This is a genomic window from Streptomyces griseorubiginosus, assembly GCF_001514195.1.
Lineage (GTDB): Bacteria > Actinomycetota > Actinomycetes > Streptomycetales > Streptomycetaceae > Streptomyces > Streptomyces griseorubiginosus.
Window position 1 is genome coordinate 367,826 of record NZ_KQ948739.1, and the last position, 20,274, is coordinate 388,099.

Below are 20,274 nucleotides of genomic sequence, written 5' to 3' on the forward strand. Positions count from 1 at the left end.
TCCTCGGCGTCGCCCTCGGAGTGCTACGGCGTCTCCTCGGCGGCCTTCTCCAGTTGGAACGCCTCGTTGCCGAGCCCGATCCGCGCGTGCGCCTCGGGGCTGCGGGCCCGCATGACCAGGCCCTGCGCCAGGCCCACCAGCACGGCGAGGCCGATGATGCCGGGCAGCACCCAGCTCAGCGAGGAGTCCGGGCCCGCGCCGACCAGGACGTCGAAGTCCTTCACCGTGTAGACGGCGATCACCAGCAGGGCGATCCCCGCGAGGGTCGAGGTGATCAGCCGCCAGGCCTGGGCGCCCGCCGCGCCGCGCCGGACGAAGAAGACGACCACGGAGGCGGAGGCCGCCGCCATCAGCAGGATCACGCCGAGGGAGCCGATGTTGCCGAACCAGGTGAACAGGTGCAGGACCGGCTCGGTCGGGTCGCCCGTGGGCTTGTCGTCGGCGATCGCGAAGACCGCGATGACCACGACGGACACGGCGGTCTGGAGGAGCGAGCCGGTGCCGGGCGCGCCGCTCGCGCTGTTCGTGCGCCCGAAGGCGGCGGGCAGCAGACCCTCGCGGCCCATGGCGAAGGCGTAGCGGGCGACGACGTTGTGGAAGCTGAGCAGGGCCGCGAACATGCCGGTCACGAAGAGGAAGTGCAGCACGTCGGTGAAGGTGGCGCCGAGGCGGTCCTCGGTGAGCCCGAAGAGCAGTCCCGCGCTCTGCTTCTGGGCCTCGCCGACGATGGCCGAGGGGCCGGTGGCGACGGTGAGGGCCCAGCTGCTGAGCGCGAAGAACACGGCGACGCCGCTGACGGCGAGGAACATCACGCGCGGGACGAGCACGTGCGGGCGGCTGGTCTCCTCGGCGTAGACGGGCGCCTGCTCGAAGCCGGTGAAGGCGGCGATGCAGAAGCACAGGGCGGTGCCGATGCCGGCCCCGCTGAGGGTGTCCGGGTTGAAGGCGTGCAGGGACAGGCCCTGGGCGGCCGGGTCGGAGACGGCGGCGATGTCGAAGATGACCACCAGGGCGACCTCGATGATCAGCAGGACGCCGAGCACGCGCGCGTTGACGTCGATCTTCAGCCAGCCGAGCGTGCCGACGACCAGGGCGGCGACCAGGGCCGGGATCCACCAGGCCACGGACAGGTCGGCGTAGGTGGCGAACAGTCCGGAGACCTCGAAGCCGAAGATGCCGTAGATGCCGACCTGGAGGGCGTTGTAGGCGACCAGGGCGACCAGGGCCGCGCTCGCGCCCGCGGTGCCGCCGAGGCCGCGGGAGATGTAGGCGTAGAAGGCGCCCGCGTTGTGGACGTGCCGGCTCATCTCGGCGTACCCGACGCTGAACAGCACGAGGACGACACCGAGGACGACGAAGAGCAGGGGCTGGCCGACGATCCCCATCACCGCGAATGTGGTGGGCATGACACCCGCGACGACCATGAGGGGCGCGGTCGCCGCGAGGACGGAGAGCAGCAGACCCCCCGTGCCCAGGCGGCCGGCCCGCAGCGCGCGGTCCTCCCCCTTGAACGTACTGATGCCTGGTCTGCTCTTGTTGGAACTCTCGGTGGTCATGGGACCGTCCTTCTGGGGTCTGGGGGGTGCTACACCGTGCCGAGCGCGCTGTCGCGGGCCGTACGGAAGGCGGAGTACGGATCCCGGTCCGGATAGGACCAGGGGGCCGGGGTGGGGCGTTCGCCGATGCGGTGGAAGAGGGCGGCGGCCTCGGCGCCGCGGCCCTCGCAGACCTTCGCGTGGGCGAGGAAGTTCAGGTCGACCAGGCGGCGGGGGTGGCCCTCGTGCTCCCACTCCAGCCACCAGTCGAAGGCCGACTTCATCACCTGGCGGGCCCGGCGGCCGGTCCAGTGGCCGGAGGCGGTGGGGTCTCCCGGCTCGTGCCCGGCGGTGGCCAGGGCGCGGTAGCGCTCGGCGTGCGCGATGACCGGCAGGATGGCGAGCGGGGAGTCGGCGGGTGCCTGCTCGGCGGCCCAGTTGGCGAAGTCGTACACCTCGTGCAGCGGGTCGGGACCGGCCTCGGCGCGGCGCTCGGCCAGCCGGGCGACCATGAGGTGGTGGGCGTGGTGGTGGTCGGCGTGACGCTGTCTGATCTCGCCGAAGACCTCGGACATCACGTCGGCCGCGCCGAGGTCGCGCTCCAGCAGGAGCAGGCCGAGCCAGGGGGTGGGGTCGGCGGGCGCGCGCAGGGCCGCGGTCCGGCAGGCCTCACGGGCGGCGTCGGGCTTGCCCTTGCCGTGCCGGACGCGCTGGACCAGGGCCAGGGCCAGGAGTACGGCGGCGTCCGGGGCGTCCGGTTCGGCCACCAGCCAGTCGCGGGCCCAGGCCTCGCTGTACGACTCCGCGGCGAGCACCGTCACGCGGTGGCCGCGCCGGTCCCAGTCGTCGCCGGTGCGGGACAGCAGCGTCCGGACCGCCTGCCATCTGCCCTGCGCCAACGCGGCGCGTGCGTCGACGAGTTCGGCGTCGTCGAGGGCCGCGTCGAAAGCCTGGGCGGCGCGTTTGCGGCTGCGGCCGAAGGGGGGCGGGGACACCGTGTGAGCTTTCCTCACGGAACGTGGCGAATGTACACAGGGGTGCCCGGCCCGGTGCGGGCAGGCCGACAACCGATGCGGGCAGATCGACGGGCTGATTCGCGCCGCCATCGATCGATCACGCACAGCCAACCCCTCACCCATGGTTCGAGTCAAGAGCAGAAGGCGCGTTACACGCGTCAACTCTCCATACCTAAGGGGAAGTTGTGGTGAATTGGTGCTGGTGAGGCCCGGTCAAGGCCTTATGGTTGTGGCGTACGCCATGGCGCGGCCTCCCGTCGCCCCGCACCATGACGGGAACCCCCGCCGCCGAGACGGACGCGAGGTCCGGGTCGGCGGCGTCGCTGACGGCCACGGTGTCGATGGCGTCGATGACGGCCACGGTGTCGATGACGGCCACGGCTTCGACGTGTCGACGGCAGAGTCGACGGTCCGAATGCGGGTACTCCCAGGGGCAAGCCGGGCACTGGGACGCTACAGTCGGCGACTACCACCACCCCCACCCCGCCGCCGCCCGGCCGGATGATCGAGGTAGACAGCGTGTCGGTTCTGGTTCTGACTCTCGCGGTGAGTGCGGCCTGTTGCCTGGGCTTCGGGTTCGTGCTCCAGCAGAACGCGGCCCGTCAGGCACCGCTGAGCGACTTCCTCTCGCCCCGGCTGCTGCTCGACCTGGTCAAGGTGCCGCGGTGGCTCGGCGGCATCGGCCTGATGGTGGTGGGCATGGTGCTGGGCGCGATCGCGCTGGGCCAGGGCGAGGTCTCGCTGGTCGAACCCCTGCTCGCCACGAACCTGCTCTTCGCCCTCGCCCTGTCCCGCCGGCAGACGAAGCAGCCCCTGGGCCGCCAGGGCTGGGCGGGCCTGGCGCTCCTCGCGGGCGGGGTGAGCGCGTTCATCGTGGCGGGCGAGCCGCGCGGGGGCAGCGCGGTCACCGACCCCTTCCGGCACTGGCTGATCATCGGCGCGATGATCGGCCTCGCCCTGCTGCTCACGACGTACGCGAAGCGCTCCCGGCTGAGCGCGGGCCCGGTGCTGCTCGCCCTGGCGGCCGGTCTCCTCTACGGCGTCCAGGACGCGCTGACCCGGGTCAGTGGCCAGCGCTTCACCGAGGGCGGCCTCGCCGAGCTGCTGACCGGCTGGCAGCCGTACGCCGTGCTGGCCCTCGGGGTCACCGGGCTGGTCCTGGTGCAGAGCGCGTTCGAGACGGCCCCGCTGCGGATGTCGCTCCCCGCACTGACCGCGGCCCAGCCGCTCGCCGGGATCGTCTGCGGAGTGGGTTTCCTGGGCGACCGCCTGCGCACCGACACGGCCGCGCTGACCTGGGAGGCGGTGGGCCTCGCGGCGATCGTCACGGGCATCGTCCTGCTGGGCATGCACCCGGCGATGCCGTGCGGGGCGGACAACTCGGCACCTGCGCGGGATCTTCAGCCGAGCTGAGGGTTTCCGGGGCGTCGGTCGCCCGTGGGTTCGCGTGGGTGGCCCTGGTTGAATCCTGGCCGCCGGTTGAATCGTGGCCCCTGGTTGAATCGTGGCCCCTGGTTGGATGGGGCCATGAGTTCTGCTGACGAGATCCTCGACATCGTCGACGAGAACGACAACGTCGTCTCCCAGTCCCCCCGTGGTGCGGCGTACGCCGAGGGGCTGCGGCACCGCTGTGTGTTCGTCCAGGCCCGGGACGCCGCGGGGCGGCTGTTCGTGCATCGCCGTACGGACACCAAGCTGGTCTTCCCCTCGCTCCACGACATGTTCGTGGGCGGAGTCGTCGGCGCGGGTGAGTCCTACGACGACGCGGCCCTGCGCGAGGCGGAGGAGGAGCTCGGTGTGAGCGGGCTGCCCCGGCCGGAGTTCCTCTTCAAGTTCCTCTACGACGATGGCGCCGGTCACACCTGGTGGTCCGCGGTCTACGAGGTCCGCTGCGAGCTCCCGGTCAGCCCCCAGGTGGAGGAGGTCGCCTGGCACGACTTCCTGCCCGAGGACGAGGTGGAGCTGCGGCTGCGCGACTGGGAGTGGGTGCCCGACGGACTGGCGGCCTACGAACGCCTCAAGGCGTACCGCTCGATGGGCTGACCGCCGGAAGCTCCACCGTGACCCGGAGCCCGCCGCCCGCACGTGGCGCGAGGTCGAGGGTGCCGTCGTGCGCGTGGGTGATGGTCCTGGCGATGGCGAGCCCGAGGCCGACGCCCGCGTGGTCGGTGTGCACGCGCTCCGTGCCCCGCTGGAACGGCTCGGCGAAGGTGGCGGCCCGCTCCGGGGTGAGTCTCTCGCCGGTGTTCTCGACCGTGAGCACCGCCGTCCCCGGACGCACGCCGGTCGTGACCCGCACCGCGCCCCCGTCGGGCAGGTTGTGGACGATCGCGTTGTGCACGAGGTTCACGGTGAGTTGCAGCAGCAGCGCGGGTGATCCGCCGGTGGCGGCGGCGTCCCCGCCGGTCTCGACCCCGACCCCGTGCTTCTCCGCGAGGGGGAGGAGCGTCTCGGTGGCCTCCTCCGCGAGCAGGGACAGGTCGACGGGCTCGCGGGTGAAGGACCGCTGGTTGGCGCGGCTGAGCAGGAGCAGCGCCTCCGTGAGGTCGATCGCCCGGGCGTTGACGGAGTGCAGGCGTTCGATGACCTCGCCGGTGTCGGCGTGCGGGTCGGCGCGGGCCACGTCGAGCAGGGTCTTCGAGACGGCCAGCGGGGTGCGCAACTCGTGCGAGGCGTTGGCCGCGAACCTCTGCTGCTCGGCGACGTGCGCCTCCAGCCGGGCGAGCATCGCGTCGAAGGCGTCGGCGAGCTCACGGAACTCGTCCCTGCGGCCCGGCAGCAGGACCCGGTGGGAGAGCGATCCGTGGGTGGCCGAGCGGGTGGCGTCCGTGATGCGGGTCAGCGGGGCGAGCATCCGGCCTGCGAGGATCCACCCGCCCACCAGGCCGAACACCAGCAGGAACGCCAGCACGGCGGCCGCCCTCGGCGCGAAGACCTCCAGGAGGGCGGACCGGATGGGGAAGACTCCCGCGGGCCGGTCGTCGGGGTTGTAGAGCATCCCGCGGTCGGGGACGTACCGCAGCAGGAACAGCCACACCGCGGCGAGCAGCAGGAGACCGGCGACCATGAGGAACCCGGCGTAGCTGAGGGTGAGTTTCAGGCGGACGCTCACCCCGGGCCGCCTATCCACGGCCCGCTCCGGCGTCCCCGGTGCCCGGCTGCGGGTCGATGCGGGAACCGACTCGGGGCTGGGGGTGGATGCGGGACTCGACGCCGGGCTGCGGTTCGCCGCTAGAGCCGACGCCGGACTGCGGTTCGTTGCCGGAGCCGACGCCGGACTGCGGTTCGTTGCCGGAGCCGACGCCGGACTGCGGGTCGTCGCTGGAGCCGACGCCGGGCTGCGGGTCGATCCGGTAGCCGACGCCCGGCACGGTGGCGATGATCCACGGTTCGCCGAGCCGTTTGCGCAGGGCCGAGACGGTGATGCGGACGGCGTTGGTGAACGGGTCGGCGTTCTCGTCCCACGCCCGCTCCAGCAGCTCCTCGGCGCTGACGACTCCGCCCTCGGCGGCGACGAGGACCTCCAGCACGGCGAACTGCTTCCTGGTCAGCGCGACGAAGCGGCCGTCCCGGAAGACCTCCCGGCGGAACGGGTCGAGACGCAGCCCGGCGATCTCCCGCACCGGAGGCCTGCTGTGGGCGCGTCTGCGGTCGAGCGCCCTGAGCCGGAGCGCGAGTTCCCGCAGTTCGAAGGGTTTCGTGAGGTAGTCGTCGGCACCCAGTTCGAACCCGGAGGCCTTGTCGTCGAGGCGGTCGGCGGCGGTGAGCATGAGGATCGGCATCCCGCTGCCGGAGGCGACGATGCGTTCGGCTATCTCGTCACCGGAGGGTCCGGGGATGTCGCGGTCGAGGACGGCGATGTCGTAGGAGTTGACGTCCAGCAGTTCCAGCGCGGTGTCCCCGTCGCCCGCGACGTCGGCGGCGATCGCCTCCAGGCGCAGGCCGTCACGGATGGCCTCCGCCAGATAGGGCTCGTCCTCGACAATCAGCACACGCATGGTCCCGATGCTACGAACCGGCGCGTATCGGCGGCATATCGAAAACCGCGAGGCGCTGCGCCGGGCGCGGCCGGTGAACACCGGGCGACGGCGTCCTCCCGCAGCGGGGCCGCTAGGCTCGTGCGCGTGATCGATTTCGCACGGAACGTCCGCGTCTGGTTCGCCCCTGAGGAGGTACGACAGGAGGGCCGTACCCCCGACTACCGGTTCTCCCTCGCCAACGAACGCACCTTCCTGGCCTGGCTGCGGACCGCGCTCGCCCTGATCGGCGGCGGCTTCGCCGTGGACCAGTTCCTGCCGGACCTGCGCTGGGGCTGGCGGGTCGGGCTGGCGCTGGCGCTGCTCGCGGCGGGGGTCCTGTGCTCGTTGCGGGCGGTCAACCACTGGGTGCGGTGCGAGCGGGCGATGCGGCGGGGTGAGGATCTGCCGGCGTCCCGGTTCCCCACGCTGCTGAGTCTCGTGGTCGCGGTGGTGGCCGTGGCCATGGTCGTCGTCGTGTTCCTCGGGTGGGAGGGGTGAGCGAGGGCGCCGAAGGGGAGCGCGACCCGGGACTCCAGCCCGAACGCACCCGGCTCGCCTGGCGCCGTACGACTCTCTCGGGGACCGTCTGTGCCGTCCTCGCCGCGAAGACCGCACTGCACGGCGGACCGTCCCCCGCGGGCCTGATCGCCTGCGCCCTGTGCTGCACCTTCTGGCTGACCTTCCTCTACGCCGCCCACCGCCGCATCCATTCCCTGGCATCCCCAGCCCTCCCGACCCCCCTCACCCCCCGCCACGCAACAGCAGCGGCGCTGTGCACGGTCGCGTTGGCGGTTTGCGGGGCGGCGTTGGTGCTGTGAGGGGGTGACGGGGGGTGGCGCTTCGGCGGAGGGGCTGGGGGTTTCAGATCGCGGGTTTGAGGGTTCACGGTCAGGGCTCCGGGGGTGCGAGACCAGGAGTCCGGGCGGTCTAGGCCCAGCGGCCCGCATCGGGGAGCCCCAGGCATGGGCCCGGGTAGCCCGTCAGGCGGGAGGGTCGGGGGTCAGGGGCGGAGGCCGAGAGCCCGGATTTCGGTGACCGAGGTCCGGCGGTCCGGGCTCGGCGGATCCAGGGCGCCGGGCCCGGCGAGACATCCAGGCACGCAGCGCGAAGTCACACGGGCGAGCGCGACAAGGCCAGCCGATCCAGCGCCTCCCGCCCGGCCCCACTCCAGCCCCCGACACACGCCCCCCGCACTCCCCCAGGGGCGCGGGGAACTGCGCGACCAGCCCCCACCGACCCGCACCCATCCGACAATCGCACGCCCCCATAACCCACCACCCACCACTCACCACCCGCCATCCCCACGCCACACCACCCGAATCGCCCCATATACCCCTTTCCCGTGGCACCCTTTCCGACGTCATCGCCCGCCACCCCGAAGGGGACCGCATCATGACCACCCTCCACCACGAGCACGCCTCCCACACGCACGACCACGGCCCCGGCTGCGGGCACACCGAGGTGCCGCACGAGGGGCATGTCGACTACGCGCACGACGGGCACCTGCACCGCGCGCACGACGGCCACTGGGACGAGTGCGAGGCCGGCGGGCACGTCTCGCACGACGGTCACGAGCACCGGCACGGCCAGGACTGCGGACACGAGAGCGTCCTGCACGGCGACCACGTCGACTACCTCCACGACGGCCACCGCCACGCCGCGCACGACGGCCACTGGGACGACCACTGACCTGACCGGAGAACCGGAGAACCGGAGAACAGGCACCGCCGACAGCTCCCCGCCGCACCCCGCGGGGAGCTGTCGGCCTATCGTGGGCCGGATCACGTTCACCCCCACCCCTGGACGACATACCGACCAGTCGGCATGATGGTCACAACCGTTCACGCGCGTAAGGAGCCCCGATGAGCCCCGACCATCCGCCAGGCCTCGACCTCGACCGGCTGCGCGGCCTGCTCGACCGCGAGCGGCCCGGCCTGGTGCAGGGCCCCCTGACCGGACGGCTGATCGAGGGCGGACGGTCCAACCTCACCTACGCAGTCTCGGACGGCAGCGCGCGATGGGTCGTACGACGGCCCCCGCTCGGCCATGTCCTGGCCACCGCCCACGACATGAAGCGCGAGCACCGGGTCATCAGCGCCCTGCACCCCACCGACGTACCGGTCCCGAAGCCGGTCCTGCTGTGCGAGGACGAGGAAGTCCTCGGATCGCCCTTCTACGTCATGGAGTTCGTCGAGGGCACCCCGTACCGCACCGCCGACCAGCTCGCCCCCCTCGGCCCCGAGCGCACCCGCGAGGCCGTGCTCTCCCTCGTCGACACCCTCGTGGAGCTGCACGCGGTGGACCCCGCCGAGGTCGGCCTCGCGGACTTCGGGCGCCCCGAGGGCTTCCTGGACCGCCAGCTGCGCCGCTGGGGCAAGCAGCTGGACGCCTCCCGCAACCGCGACCTGCCCGGCATCGACGAGCTGCACGCGGCCCTCGGGCGTCACCTCCCCGAGTCCCCCGCGGCCACGGTCGTGCACGGCGACTACCGGCTGGACAACGTCCTGATGGGCGACGACGACCGCATCAAGGCGATCCTCGACTGGGAGATGTCGACCCTGGGCGACCCGCTCACCGACCTCGGTCTGCTGGTGATGTACAGCATGCCGCTCGGCATGTCCGACTCCCCCGTCTCCACGACCGCCGAGGCCCCCGGCCACCCGGACCCCGCCGAGCTGGTCGCACGCTACGCCGAGCGCTCCGGGCGGGACGTGACGGCGGTGTCCTGGTACACGGCGTTCGCGTGGTTCAAGCTCGCCGTGATCCTGGAGGGCATCCACTACCGCTACACCCTCGGCCAGACGGTCGGCCGGGGCTTCGACCGCATCGGGGACCTCGTCCCGGTCTTCATCCGGCACGGTCTGACCACTCTTCAAGGCGGCATCCAAGACCGCATCCAGGAAGGCTGACCCGCATGGACTTCGCGTTCGACGCACGCACCGAGGAACTGCGGGCCAAGCTGCTCGCCTTCATGGACGAGTACGTCTACCCCGCCGAGGCCGTCGCGGAGGAGCAGCGTGCCGAGCTCGCCTCGCCGTGGGACACGCCGGCCGTGGTGGAGGAGCTGAAGGCGGAGGCGCGCAGGCAGGGCCTGTGGAACCTCTTCCTGCCCGACGCCGAGTACGGCGCCGGCCTCACCAACCTCCAGTACGCGCCCCTCGCCGAGATCACCGGCCGCTCCCCGCAGCTCGCGCCCACCGCGCTGAACTGCGCCGCGCCGGACACCGGCAACATGGAGGTGCTGAGCCAGTTCGGCGACGAGCGGCAGAAGAAGCAGTGGCTGGAGCCGCTGCTCGCCGGTGAGATCCGCTCGGCGTTCGCGATGACCGAGCCGGAGGTGGCCTCCTCGGACGCCACCAACATCACCACGTACATCGAGCGCGAGGGCGACGAGTACGTCGTCACGGGCCGCAAGTGGTACATCTCCGGGGCGATGAACCCGGACTGCAAGATCTTCATCGTGATGGGCAAGACCGACCCGGACGGCACGGACATCCGCCGCCAGCAGTCGATGATCCTGGTACCTCGGGACACCTCCGGCGTCACGGTCAGGCGCGCGATGAAGGTCTTCGGCTACGAGGACCACTACCACGGCGGCCACGCCGAGGTGATCTTCGACCACGCGCGCGTGCCGGCCTCGAACCTGATCGGTGAGGAGGGCGGCGGCTTCGCCATCGCCCAGGCCCGTCTGGGCCCGGGGCGGATCCACCACTGCATGCGGCTGATCGGCATGGCCGAGCGGGCGATCGAGCTGATGTGCCGCCGGGCGGTCTCCCGTACCGCCTTCGGCAAGGCGCTGGCCCAGCAGGGCGTGGTCCACAACTGGATCGCCGACGCGCGCGTGACCGTGGAGCAGCTGCGGCTGCTGGTCCTGAAGACGGCCTGGCTGATGGACACCGTCGGCAACCGGGGCGCCCACACCGAGATCCAGTCCATCAAGATCGCCACGCCCCGCGCGGTCGTCGACATCATCGACCGGGCCATCCAGCTGCACGGCGCGGGCGGCGTCAGCCAGGACTTCCCGCTGGCCGAGCTCTACGCCGGCGCCCGCACCCTGATGATCGCGGACGGCCCGGACGAGGTGCACCAGCGGTCGCTGGCCCGGCGGGAGCTGAAGAAGTACCTGTGACGGGCGGCTAGGGCCGTAGGGCCCGCAGCAGCAGGTCGGCCAGGTGGTCGGCCACCTCCTGCGGGCCCATCGGTCCGTCCGGGCGGTACCAGGTGGACAGGTGGTGGACGGAACCGAAGTGGTAGTCCACCACCAGGTCGGCCGGGGTCGCCGTCGAGAAGACTCCCGCCTCCTGGCCTTCCTCGATGAGCGCGCGGAAGCGCTCGTGGTACTTGCGCCGCTCGGCCCGCACCTGCTTGTTCTTCTCCGGGCTGAGGTGGTGCATCGACCGGAAGAAGATCATCGCGTCGTCGAGGTTCTCGATGGTGGTCACGACGACGTCGGCGGCCGCCGCCCGCAGCCGCTTCTCGATCGGCTCGTCGGTGCCCGCGAGCGCGTCGAGCCGCTCCTGCTGCACGCGCAGCACGCGCGCGTACACCTCGTGCAGGAGGTCGTCCTTGGAGCCGAAGTAGTGGTACAGCGCGCCCTTGGTGACGCCGGCCGCCTCGACGATCTCCTGCACCGAGGTGCGGTCGTAGCCCTGCTCGGCGAAGAGCCGGGTGGCGGCGGCCAGCAGCCGCTGCGGGACGGGCGTACCGTCTCCGTCGGTCGTCCTGGGCACTGTGCCGCCACCTGCCTTCCTGGAGGTCATTCACTGCCTTGCGGTCGGGAACGCAGTTCCCGACGGAGGATCTTCCCACTTGCCGTCTTGGGCAGGTCGGTCAGTATCTCCACGTGCCGCGGGTATTTGTAGGCGGCCAGTCTCTCCTTGCAGTACGCGGCGAGTGCATCGGGGTCGGTTTCGGCACCCGGACGGAGGCTGATGTACGCCTTGACTGTCTCCCCGCGGTACCCGTCGGGCACCCCGACGACGGCCGCCTCGCGCACCGCCGGGTGGGTGTAGAGGACGTCCTCGACCTCGCGCGGCCACACCTTGAAGCCGGACGCGTTGATCATGTCCTTCTTGCGGTCGACGACGTAGAGCCAGCCCTGCGGGTCCATGAACCCGATGTCACCCGTGCGCAGCTCACCGTCCGGGAAGGTCTCGGCGGTGGCGTCGGGCCGGCGCCAGTACCCGGGCACGACCTGCGGCCCCCGTACGACGATCTCGCCCTGCTCCCCGAAGGGCACCTCGGCGCCCTGGTCGTCGACGATGCGGACGACGGTGTCGGGCCCCGGCACGCCCACCGCGAGCGTCCCGGACACCGGGTCGACCGGCGCCTCCAGCTGGGGCGGCACGGACGCACAGGGCGCGGTGCACTCGGTCAGCCCGTAGCCGTTGCGGATGTACGGCCCGAAGCCGGCCCGGAACTTCTCCACCAGGGCGGGCGGCAGCGGGGCCCCGCCGGAGGAGATGTTGACGAAGGACGCGAAGTGCTCGCGGGTCACGGCCGGGTGGGCGGCCAGGGCCATGAACGCGGTCGAGGGGCCCACGGTGTAGTGCGGCCGGTGCTCGGCGAACGCCTCCAGGACCACGCCCGCCTCGAAGCGGTATGCCAGCACGAGTGTGCCCACGCTGTTCAGGCACGCCCCGAGCTGGCAGACCATCCCGGTGATGTGGAACAGGGGTGCGAGCGCGAAGTAGACGGGCGCGTCCGGCAGCGCGAGCCCGGTCCGCTGCCGTTCGGCGTTGTACATGATGTTGCCGTGCGTGTTGGTGGCTCCCTTGGGGGTGCCGCTGGTGCCGGAGGTGTAGCTGATCAGCGCGAGGTCGCCGGGTGTGACGTCCCGGCCCTCGGGCGCCTTGTGCCCGGCGCGGGCGACCGCGACCAGATCATCGGCGTCCCCGGCCTGCGGCAGCCGCTCGAAGGTGAGCACGCGCGCGTCCCCGCGGCTCTGGAAGTCCAGCTCGCACCCGGTGAGCGCGATCCGCACCGGCGAGCCGGCCGCCGTCTCGCGCAGGTACGACTCCCAGGCCCGGTCGGAGCAGATCAGCGCGGCCACCTCGCCGTCCCGCAGCACATGCCCGACCTCCCCCGCCTTGTACATGGGGTTGACCGGCACCACGACGGCGCCCGCCTTCCAGGCGCCGAGCAGGGCGAGCACGAAGAGCGGGGAGTTCTGGAGCAGGATCGCCACCCGCTCCCCGCGCTCCAGTCCGCGCGCGGCCAGGTGCCCGGCGACGGAGTCGCTGAGCTCGTCGACCTCGCGGTAGCTCAGCCGTCCGTCGAAGTAGGCGAGGAAGGGCCGCTCCGGCGCCTCGGCCACGGCCCGTCGCAGGGCGTGGACCAGGGAGTCGTCGGGCGCGACCGGACCACGCTGGGCCTCGCTCAGCAGCCCGAGCCACGGCTTGGCCGCGTACAACGAGTCGGTCATCGCATCTCCTCCCACTTCTGCTGGAGGTGGTTCATCCCGGCCAGCCACCGGTCGGGCGTGGCGGCCCGCGCCTGGTAGTACTCGGCGACCTCCGGATGCGGAAGGATCAGGAACCGGTCCTCCTCGATCCCCCGGAACAGCGCCTCGGCCACGTCCTCGGGCTCCACGGCGGTCGGCTTGAGCACCAGGTCCCCCGCGCTCCCGGTGGCGGCGAGCATGTCGGTGCGCACACCCTGCGGACAGATCGCGTGCACCTTGATCCCGCGGTGCCGGTACGTCAGCGACAGGTACTCGGCGAAGGCGAGCGCCCCGTGCTTGGTCACGGCGTAGGGAGCGGCCCCGATCATGGTCAGCAGCCCGGCCGCGGACACGGTCGACACGAACCGCCCGCTCCCCCGCTCCAGCCACCCCGGGAGCAGCGCGTGGGCGGCCCGCACATGGGCCATCACATTGACGTCCCAGGAGGCGGCCCAGGCACCCTCGTCGAGCGAGTCCCCGCCGAAGGCGACACCGGCGTTGGCGCAGTAGACATCGACGCTCCCACCGAGAGCGTCCAGCGCATCGGGAACGACCGCGGAGGCATCCCCGGCCAGGGCAATCCCCCCGACCTCCTCGGCGACAGCCTTGGCCCGCCCGGCATCCAGGTCATTGACGACGACCCTCGCCCCTTCCGCGGCAAACCGCCGCGCAAGCGCAGCCCCGATGCCACCTCCCGCTCCGGTAACAACCACTCCGGCGTCGTGCAGGGCTTCCACCATCGGTCTCCTTCGACTACGGCTCGACTGCGTGGCCAGACTAACCGGTCGGTATGTTGAAAGGAAGGTGAAGGGAGGCCCACCCAGGGGCGCGGGGAACTGCGCGACAAGCCACGACGAACCCGCAGCCTCCCCACAACCGGCGGGAGCACCTACCGTGCAGCTCATGCGCCTATCCAGACGAACCCTGCTCGCAGCAGCAACGGCAACGGCGTCACTCACCTCCGCACCCCCCACCCAAGCGGCCCACCATCGCAGACGCACCGGATTCGAGAACCTCGCCGCATCCGGCTACGAACCACTCCGAGGCCAACGCGTAGGAATCGTCACCAACCCCACCGGCGTGACCCGCGACGTCCACCACATCGTCGACGTGATGCACGCCGATGAAAGGGTGAACCTGGGGGCCGTCTTCGGCCCCGAACACGGCTTCCGGGGCACCGCGCAGGCGGGAGGGTCGGAAGGCCGTTACGACGACCCGGCCACCGGCCTCCCCGTCTACGACACATATCTCAAGAGCGGCCAGGCCCTCGCCGACATCTTCGCCGCCTCCGCCGTGGACACGGTCGTCTTCGACATCCAGGACGTCGGGGCCCGCTTCTACACCTACATCTGGACGCTGTACGACTGCATGGAGGCCGCCCGGCTCGCCGGCAAGCGGTTCGTCGTCCTGGACCGCCCCAACCCCGTCACCGGCCGCCGGGCCCAAGGACCGGTCCTGCACAGGGAGTTCGCGACCTTCGTGGGCCGGCAGCCCATCTCCCAGGCGCACGGCATGACGGTCGCGGAACTGGCCCGCCTCTTCAACGGCGAGTTCCTGACCACCCCGGTGGCCCTGGACACCGTCCTGATGACCGGCTGGCGGCGCGAGGAGTTCTACGACGCCTGGGACCTCCCCTGGGTCCCGCCGAGCCCGAACATGCCCACCCCGGACACGGCGCTCGTCTACTCCGGGACCTGTCTCTTCGAGGGCACGAACCTCTCCGAGGGCCGCGGCACCACCCGCCCCTTCGAACTCCTCGGCGCGGAGGGCCTGGACGGCCGCTGGGCCGCCGCCGCGAACGAACTGGGCCTGCCCGGTGTGCACTTCAGGGAGGCCTACTTCGCCCCAACGTTCTCCAAGTTCCAGGGCAAGACGATCGGCGGGGTGCAGATCCACGTCCACGACAGGCCCGCGTACGACCCCGTCCGCACCGGCGTCGGCCTGCTCGTGACCGCCAGGAGGACGTGGTCCGACTTCGCCTGGCGCCCGGACAACTGGATCGACAAGCTCACCGGCTCCACCCGGGTCCGCACGATGATCGACGCCGGCGCGGGCACCGACGAGGTCGTCGGCGGCTGGCAGGACGAACTGAGGGCGTTCCGGCGGATTCGAAAGAATTACCTCCTCTACGGATGAGCCGTGACGTATGGCCAACTTCGCCCGGTAGCAGGACGATACGCACCACTGCGGGGACGAGGGAGCCTGTCATGGCGGATCCGGCGATGAGCGTGACACCGTACTGGGAGCTGACCTTCGACGCGGACGGCGACCCGGACACCGGCCGGCGGGACCGGCTGCTCGCGGAGGTGACGGCCCGGGGCGTCAGGGACCTGGTCGTCTTCGCGCACGGCTGGAACAGCGACCGCTCGGGGGCGACCCGGCTCTACAGCCACTTCTTCGCCCCGTTCCCGGAGCTCGCGCCGGCGGCCAGGCTCGGGTACGTGGGGGTCGTATGGCCGTCGATGCGGTTCTCGGACGAGCCGATCCCGGACTTCCCGAGGGCGGTGGCCGCCGAGCTGCCGCCGCGTCCGGTGCTGGACAAGGACACCCGGCACGCCCTCCTGGAGACCTTCCCCGGCCGGGCCACGGTGATCGACCGGCTGGCCCAGCTGCTGGATCAACAGCCGCGGGAGGAAGCGGAGTTGGCGGAGTTCGGGCGGCTGGTGCGGCTGCTCGTGGAGGTCGTGCCGCCGGGGCCGCAGGCGCTGTTCGCGGCGGACACGCTCGCGGAGGGGGTGCCTCAGGACGAGCCCGAGATCCTCGCCGGGGACACGGCGACCCTGTGCGAGGAGTTCGCGCGGGCCGTCGCGCAGCTCGAAGACCCCGACGGGATGCGGGGGTTCGCGCTCCCGAACCCGTGGGACGGGGCGCACGAACTGCTGCGGCAGGGGACGTACTACGCGATGAAGCGGCGCGCGGGCACCGTCGGCGAGCGCGGGCTCGGCCGGGCGATCGGGCAGCTCGCCGAGCGGGCGCCCGGGGTGCGGGTGCATCTGGTCGGGCACAGTTTCGGCGCCCGGCTGGTGTCGTTCGCGCTGCGCGGGCTGCCGGAGGGGGTGCACACGGTCAAGTCGGTCACCCTGCTGCAAGGGGCCTTCTCCCACTACGCGTTCGCGGCCCGGCTGCCGCACGACCCGCGCGCGGGAGGGGTGCTCCAGGGGCAGCAGAACCGTGTCGACGGGCCGCTGGTGTGCTGTTACTCCAGCCATGACTCGGCGCTGGGCACGTTGTACCCGCTCGCGTCGCGGATGGCGGGGGACGCGCAGGGCGTCGCGGACTTCGGCATCGGGCGGATGCTGGGCGACCGGTGGGGCGCGATGGGGCACGACGGGGTGCAGGCGGTGCCGGGCACGAAAGCCCTGAAGCTCGCCGACGCCCTCGTGACGGGGCTGCCGGCGCAGGGATGTGTGAACGTCGACGCGGCGGCCGTCGTCAGACGGGGCGGGCCGCCCTCGGGCGCGCACAGCGACATCTGCCACCGCGAGCTGGCCCGGCTGGTGCTGGCGGCGGGCCGTGTGCACTGACCCGCCGCCAACAGGCGTACTGATGAACGGTGTTACCGGTGCGAGGTGTACTCCACCACCTGCTGGAAGGTCGGACGGTTCTGCCAGCTGATGTTGTAGTGCTTGATGCCGCCCAGGGTGCGCTGCACGATCGAGTCGGCGCACCACTGGTCACCCGCCGAGCACAGGCTGTCGCCCGGGTAGACCTGGGCCGCGGTCTTGCCGGACGCGGTCTTCAGGGTGCTGATGAGGATGTCCCGGCAGGCGCTGAGGCTGCCGCCGCCGCAGTACTTGTTCGCCAGCGGGCCCTGCACGTTCTCCCCGAGCACCGCGCGGACGTCCTTGTCGACGTAGCTCCACCAGCCGTACTGGAAGGAGCTGCCCGCGTGGGAGCCGGTGGGGCCGTGCGCGGCGGACGGGGACTCGTCGACGGGCAGGTTGGCCTGGAGGTCGGTGTACAGGGCGGTGCCGAGGCCCGGTTCGAAGATGCCCTTGGCCAGCAGCGGCCACCACGCGTCCAGGATGCGGATCGCGTCGGCGTCGGCGTACTTCTTCGAACCCGCGGAGGTCTCGGTGCGCTTGCCGCCGGCCGTCAGCCACGTCTGGAGCTTGGTGACCGCGGCGGCGGCCGTGGAGTCGGTGACCGTCGAGCTGTTGATCACCTTGAGCAGGTCGGGCAGGACGTCCTCGGCGCGCAGGTCGGTGAGGGACGCGTCGGCCATGGCCTTCACCAGCGAGGCCCTGGTGACCCCGCCCGCGGCGACCAGTTTCTTCACCCGGTCCTCCAGCAGGTTGCCGCGGTGCACCGAGCCGTCGCCCCAGGGCGCGGTGGTGTAGTCCTTGGCCTGCTTGTTGTTCCAGGAGATGTAGTAGTCCTGGTCGATGGAGTTGGGGTGCGCGGAGGGCGGGGTGTAGTCGGCGGTGTTGGTCGTCGGGTTCCAGTTCCGCCACTCGTACGCGGCCTGCGCCCACACCGGGAACTCGGCGTCGACGCCGGAGGCGCGCACCGGGTTGTCGCCGCTGTTGTAGTACGCGGTGTGCGAGGAGTCGGCGTAGAACCAGTTGAAGGTGTAGTTGATGTGCTGCACCGCGCTCTGGAAGGTCTGCGGGCTCTTGACGTAGTCGGGGTCGTTGAGCATCTGGAAGCCGATGATCGAGTCGGCCTCGTGCATGTAGGAGGAGCGCAGGGTGGTGTAGGCGACCTTCTTGCCGCCGACGGTCGCCCGGTACTCGACGGGTCCGTACTTCGTGCGCCAGACCCTCATCGTGTACGACCCCGCGGCGGTGCCGTCGGCCGTGGTCGGGGTCCAGGAGTTCTTCTGCTCGATCTTGTCCATGGCCGTGCAGGTGCCGTGGTACAGGTAGTGGTAGTCGTCCTGGCACAGCTCGACGGCGTAGGTGTCGATGATGTCCTGGCCGGAGGTCGTGGCGGACCACGAGTAGTCCTGGCCGCGGCCCAGTTCGACGTACATGCTCAGGCCCGCGAAGGAGGCGCCGCGGGCGCTGATGCCGGGGCCCTGGATCTCCTGGAGCATCAGCAGCTGGGGGGCGAAGTAGCCGGTCTGGGGCCCGAAGACGGCGACCGGGTGGCCGCTGGCCGTGTACTTCCCGCTCACCACGAGGGCGTTGGACATGCCGCGCTTGGCGGAGGTGAGGGCGTTCGCGGTGGCCGCGGCGGAGGCGGCGGTCGCGCTCTGGGACGCGCCGGTGCCCGTGGCGTCGTAGACCAGCGGCTCGGTGCTCACCGAACCGGCGTCGGGCAGCGCCTCGCCCTGCGGGTCGGTGGGCTTGGTGGCGTAGGGGAAGCTCTCGCCGTTGTGGACGGTGAGGACGGCCTCGGGGTCGTTGCGCTCCCGGAAGGACTCCCAGACCTCGGTGCCCTTCGTCACGCCGTACTGCTGCTGGGCGGCCAGCAGCGAGATCGCGTTGTTGACCTCGCCGCCGCCGCCGGAGCCGAAGAGGGCGCCGATGACGGAGGCCAGCGCGACCAGGTCGGTGAGCTTGAAGTGGTCGATGGTGCCCGCGTTGGTGATCGAGTCCTTGTGTCCGGTCAGGACGTACTCGCCGGGGAAGTAGCGGCCGCTGTCGGAGGCGTCGATGTAGGCGTTGATGCCGGCGATGTAGGCGTTGGCGTCGGCGAGGGCCTGCTGGCCGCGGGCGCCGTTGGCCGCGACCGCGTTGTCGATCTGGGCCTGGAGGTCGGCCTCGCTGTAGGGGGCGTTGCGCCAGAACTGCTGTTCCAGGCCCTGGTTGGAGGCGGCCCCGCCGGCGAAGCCGGTCAGCTGGCCCCGGCCCACGTGCCGGAAGACGTCCATGAGCCACAGCCGGTCCTGGGCCGCCGCATAGCCCGCGCCGAACTCGGTGCCGTACCTGGTGGTACCGGTGATGTGCGGCACACCCGTCTTCTTGTCGCGGACGATCGTCACGTCGGTGCGGCCGGCCGGGCTGAGGGTGGAGGCGACCTGGTCGGAGGGGACCCCGAAGGAGGCGTCGTTGAAGAAGGTGTTGATCGTGGAATTGGTGAGACTCGGGTAGCCCTTGGCCAGGTTGGCGTAGGGGCCGAGCTGGTCCTCCGCGTGGTCGGGCTGGGTGCCGAAGGCCTGGTTGAGGAGGACCTGCGCGAGGGTCGCGTTGCCGTTCTCACCGGGCGGCAGGATGTCGGAACACTGGCCGCCGCAGTAGTCGTTGGCGGCGGCCGCTGCCGCGGTGGCCGAGGTCTGCGCGGTGGCCGAGGTCCCTGCGAGCGGGGACAAAAGACCTGCAATCAGGACGCATATGGATGCCGACTTCAGGAACCCGGAGAGCCTGCCGGGAGTTCTCAGTCTGTCAAGGAGGGTGCGCGGGTTACGTCGAGGCATGGCAGCTCCAACCGACGGGGGTGTGGCCGGAGGTTACCGCCGGTAGCCCCCAGATTTGAAGATGAACATGCGTCAAGTTTTGACAGGGGTGCGTGGGCTGATGGAGGGCATCGGAAATCGGATGGAGCCAAATCGCTTGTCGATACGTCTATTCGGCGAAGTCCGAACGACGACGCCGAAGTGACCGAAGTACAGGTGCAGGTGTGACGGAGGTGCAGGGCGATGGCCGGTTTCCGGAGTCTGGCGAGACAGGTGCGAGATCCGCGGTGCGATCTGGCGCTTCGGCGCTACTCACTGCGCAAGTGCCTTGAGAGGTTCGCTCCTTACGGGCACAGGGCGACCTGGGACCATTTGTGCTCCCGGGCGGGATTCGGTCCCGAGGACCGCTCCCCCGACCCAGCGCGGCTCGTGGCCGCACTGGTGGAACTGGAGGAGGCGCGTTCGGTGTGGCTGGCATACGAGGCCGGGTTCGCCGAGCGGCGCAAGAAGGAGAAGCACGACGGGTTGCGCAGGCCGGGCAGTGTGGACGACTGGCACCGGCTGACCTGGGGCGGGTTCGGTGTCGCGTGGTGCGACGACCCCCGGGTGCACCCCGGTGAGCCGCTGGCGGAGGTGCTGCGCCGGCTGATCTCCGCGCTGGAGCGCGAGCCGGGCGCGGTGTGCCCGGTGTGCGACGGCGAGCGGCTCGTCTGGAAGTACGAACTGGACCACGAACCCTCGACGGGTCCGGTCTGCGTGGACTGCGGGATCCTGGTGCCGCGGCCCGTGCTCACCCCGGAGGCCCTGGCGGACGCCAGGCGCGGACGGCAGCTGGTGTCCGCCTAGAGCAGGTGCGCGCTGGGGGTGCGCCGGGGATGCCGCACCCCCTGTTTTGCCGGGCCCGGCGGGACTGTCGGTGCCG

17 protein-coding genes and 1 pseudogene are annotated in these 20,274 nt (G+C 71.3%); 10 read left to right on the forward strand and 8 right to left on the reverse strand.

All coding sequences use genetic code 11. From position 1 onward, the window contains the following. Window positions 1-23 precede the first annotated feature (23 nt). Both AQJ54_RS27425 and AQJ54_RS27430 read right to left on the reverse strand, forming a co-directional pair. The gene (locus AQJ54_RS27425) at window positions 24-1,556 is read right to left on the reverse strand and encodes an APC family permease (protein WP_062241713.1); all 1,533 of its coding nucleotides are present in this window, start codon (window positions 1,554-1,556) and stop codon (window positions 24-26) included. A gap of 29 nt (window positions 1,557-1,585) precedes the next feature. Further along, on the reverse strand, window positions 1,586-2,530 hold the full coding sequence (locus tag AQJ54_RS27430) for a hypothetical protein (RefSeq protein WP_062241715.1): 945 nt from the start codon (window positions 2,528-2,530) through the stop codon (window positions 1,586-1,588). Window positions 2,531-3,070: 540 nt separating this feature from the next. Between AQJ54_RS27430 and AQJ54_RS27440 the strand changes: the two genes are divergently transcribed. After that, window positions 3,071-3,964 (forward strand): DMT family transporter, encoded by an 894-nt coding sequence (locus tag AQJ54_RS27440; protein ID WP_062028896.1) that lies wholly within the window; start codon window positions 3,071-3,073, stop codon window positions 3,962-3,964. A 114-nt stretch (window positions 3,965-4,078) separates the two neighbouring features. Next, complete coding sequence (locus AQJ54_RS27445; protein ID WP_062241719.1) at window positions 4,079-4,594, forward strand: NUDIX hydrolase; 516 nt, start codon at window positions 4,079-4,081, stop codon at window positions 4,592-4,594. On the opposite strand, the gene AQJ54_RS27450 is transcribed toward AQJ54_RS27445, so the two are convergent. Both AQJ54_RS27450 and AQJ54_RS27455 read right to left on the reverse strand, forming a co-directional pair. Then, window positions 4,569-5,663 carry a sensor histidine kinase gene (locus AQJ54_RS27450; protein ID WP_062241721.1) on the reverse strand — a complete coding sequence of 365 codons (1,095 nt, stop codon included), beginning with the start codon at window positions 5,661-5,663 and terminating at the stop codon, window positions 4,569-4,571. The two genes, AQJ54_RS27445 and AQJ54_RS27450, sit on opposite strands and share 26 nt — an antisense overlap. Window positions 5,664-5,886: 223 nt before the next feature. Then, window positions 5,887-6,549, reverse strand: a pseudogene (locus AQJ54_RS27455) (response regulator transcription factor); the annotation flags it as partial. Between the two features lie 126 nt (window positions 6,550-6,675). Here AQJ54_RS27455 and AQJ54_RS27460 point away from each other — a divergent pair. From AQJ54_RS27460 to AQJ54_RS27480, 5 genes are all read left to right on the forward strand, one after another. Then, window positions 6,676-7,068, forward strand: coding sequence for a YidH family protein (locus AQJ54_RS27460; protein ID WP_030324239.1), 393 nt, complete (start codon window positions 6,676-6,678; stop codon window positions 7,066-7,068). Then, entirely contained in the window at window positions 7,065-7,388 is a 324-nt protein-coding gene (locus AQJ54_RS27465) for a DUF202 domain-containing protein (protein WP_062241723.1), read from the forward strand. Before AQJ54_RS27460 ends, AQJ54_RS27465 begins: the two co-directional genes overlap by 4 nt. 574 nt (window positions 7,389-7,962) lie before the next feature. Continuing rightward, complete coding sequence (locus AQJ54_RS27470; protein ID WP_062028644.1) at window positions 7,963-8,259, forward strand: hypothetical protein; 297 nt, start codon at window positions 7,963-7,965, stop codon at window positions 8,257-8,259. A gap of 173 nt (window positions 8,260-8,432) precedes the next feature. Next, on the forward strand, window positions 8,433-9,479 hold the full coding sequence (locus tag AQJ54_RS27475; RefSeq protein ID WP_062241726.1) for a phosphotransferase family protein: 1,047 nt from the start codon (window positions 8,433-8,435) through the stop codon (window positions 9,477-9,479). A 5-nt stretch (window positions 9,480-9,484) separates the two neighbouring features. Next, window positions 9,485-10,699, forward strand: a complete 1,215-nt coding sequence (locus tag AQJ54_RS27480) for an acyl-CoA dehydrogenase family protein (protein ID WP_062241728.1) — start codon at window positions 9,485-9,487, stop codon at window positions 10,697-10,699. Window positions 10,700-10,706: 7 nt separating this feature from the next. Here the strand turns inward: AQJ54_RS27480 and AQJ54_RS27485 are convergent, their stop codons facing one another. Genes AQJ54_RS27485 through AQJ54_RS27495 form a run of 3 tightly spaced genes read right to left on the reverse strand, consistent with a single transcriptional unit; the run spans window position 10,707 to window position 13,752 of the window. Beyond that, window positions 10,707-11,300, reverse strand: a complete 594-nt coding sequence (locus AQJ54_RS27485; RefSeq protein WP_062028657.1) for a TetR/AcrR family transcriptional regulator — start codon at window positions 11,298-11,300, stop codon at window positions 10,707-10,709. Window positions 11,301-11,326: 26 nt separating this feature from the next. After that, window positions 11,327-12,994 carry a class I adenylate-forming enzyme family protein gene (locus AQJ54_RS27490; protein ID WP_062241729.1) on the reverse strand — a complete coding sequence of 556 codons (1,668 nt, stop codon included), beginning with the start codon at window positions 12,992-12,994 and terminating at the stop codon, window positions 11,327-11,329. Then, window positions 12,991-13,752 (reverse strand): SDR family oxidoreductase, encoded by a 762-nt coding sequence (locus AQJ54_RS27495; protein ID WP_062241731.1) that lies wholly within the window; start codon window positions 13,750-13,752, stop codon window positions 12,991-12,993. Before AQJ54_RS27495 ends, AQJ54_RS27490 begins: the two co-directional genes overlap by 4 nt. 163 nt (window positions 13,753-13,915) lie before the next feature. On the opposite strand from AQJ54_RS27495, the gene AQJ54_RS27500 reads away from it, so the two are divergent. Both AQJ54_RS27500 and AQJ54_RS27505 read left to right on the forward strand, forming a co-directional pair. Beyond that, the gene (locus tag AQJ54_RS27500) at window positions 13,916-15,148 is read left to right on the forward strand and encodes an exo-beta-N-acetylmuramidase NamZ family protein (RefSeq protein WP_062241890.1); all 1,233 of its coding nucleotides are present in this window, start codon (window positions 13,916-13,918) and stop codon (window positions 15,146-15,148) included. Window positions 15,149-15,219: 71 nt separating this feature from the next. Beyond that, window positions 15,220-16,536, forward strand: a complete 1,317-nt coding sequence (locus tag AQJ54_RS27505; protein ID WP_062241733.1) for a hypothetical protein — start codon at window positions 15,220-15,222, stop codon at window positions 16,534-16,536. A gap of 32 nt (window positions 16,537-16,568) precedes the next feature. On the opposite strand, the gene AQJ54_RS27510 is transcribed toward AQJ54_RS27505, so the two are convergent. Continuing rightward, window positions 16,569-19,373: a penicillin acylase family protein gene (locus AQJ54_RS27510; protein WP_062241735.1), complete on the reverse strand. Its 2,805-nt coding sequence runs from the start codon at window positions 19,371-19,373 to the stop codon at window positions 16,569-16,571. 222 nt (window positions 19,374-19,595) lie between these two features. Between AQJ54_RS27510 and AQJ54_RS27515 the strand changes: the two genes are divergently transcribed. Beyond that, window positions 19,596-20,198 (forward strand): hypothetical protein, encoded by a 603-nt coding sequence (locus AQJ54_RS27515; protein WP_062241737.1) that lies wholly within the window; start codon window positions 19,596-19,598, stop codon window positions 20,196-20,198. Window positions 20,199-20,274: the final 76 nt, after the last annotated feature.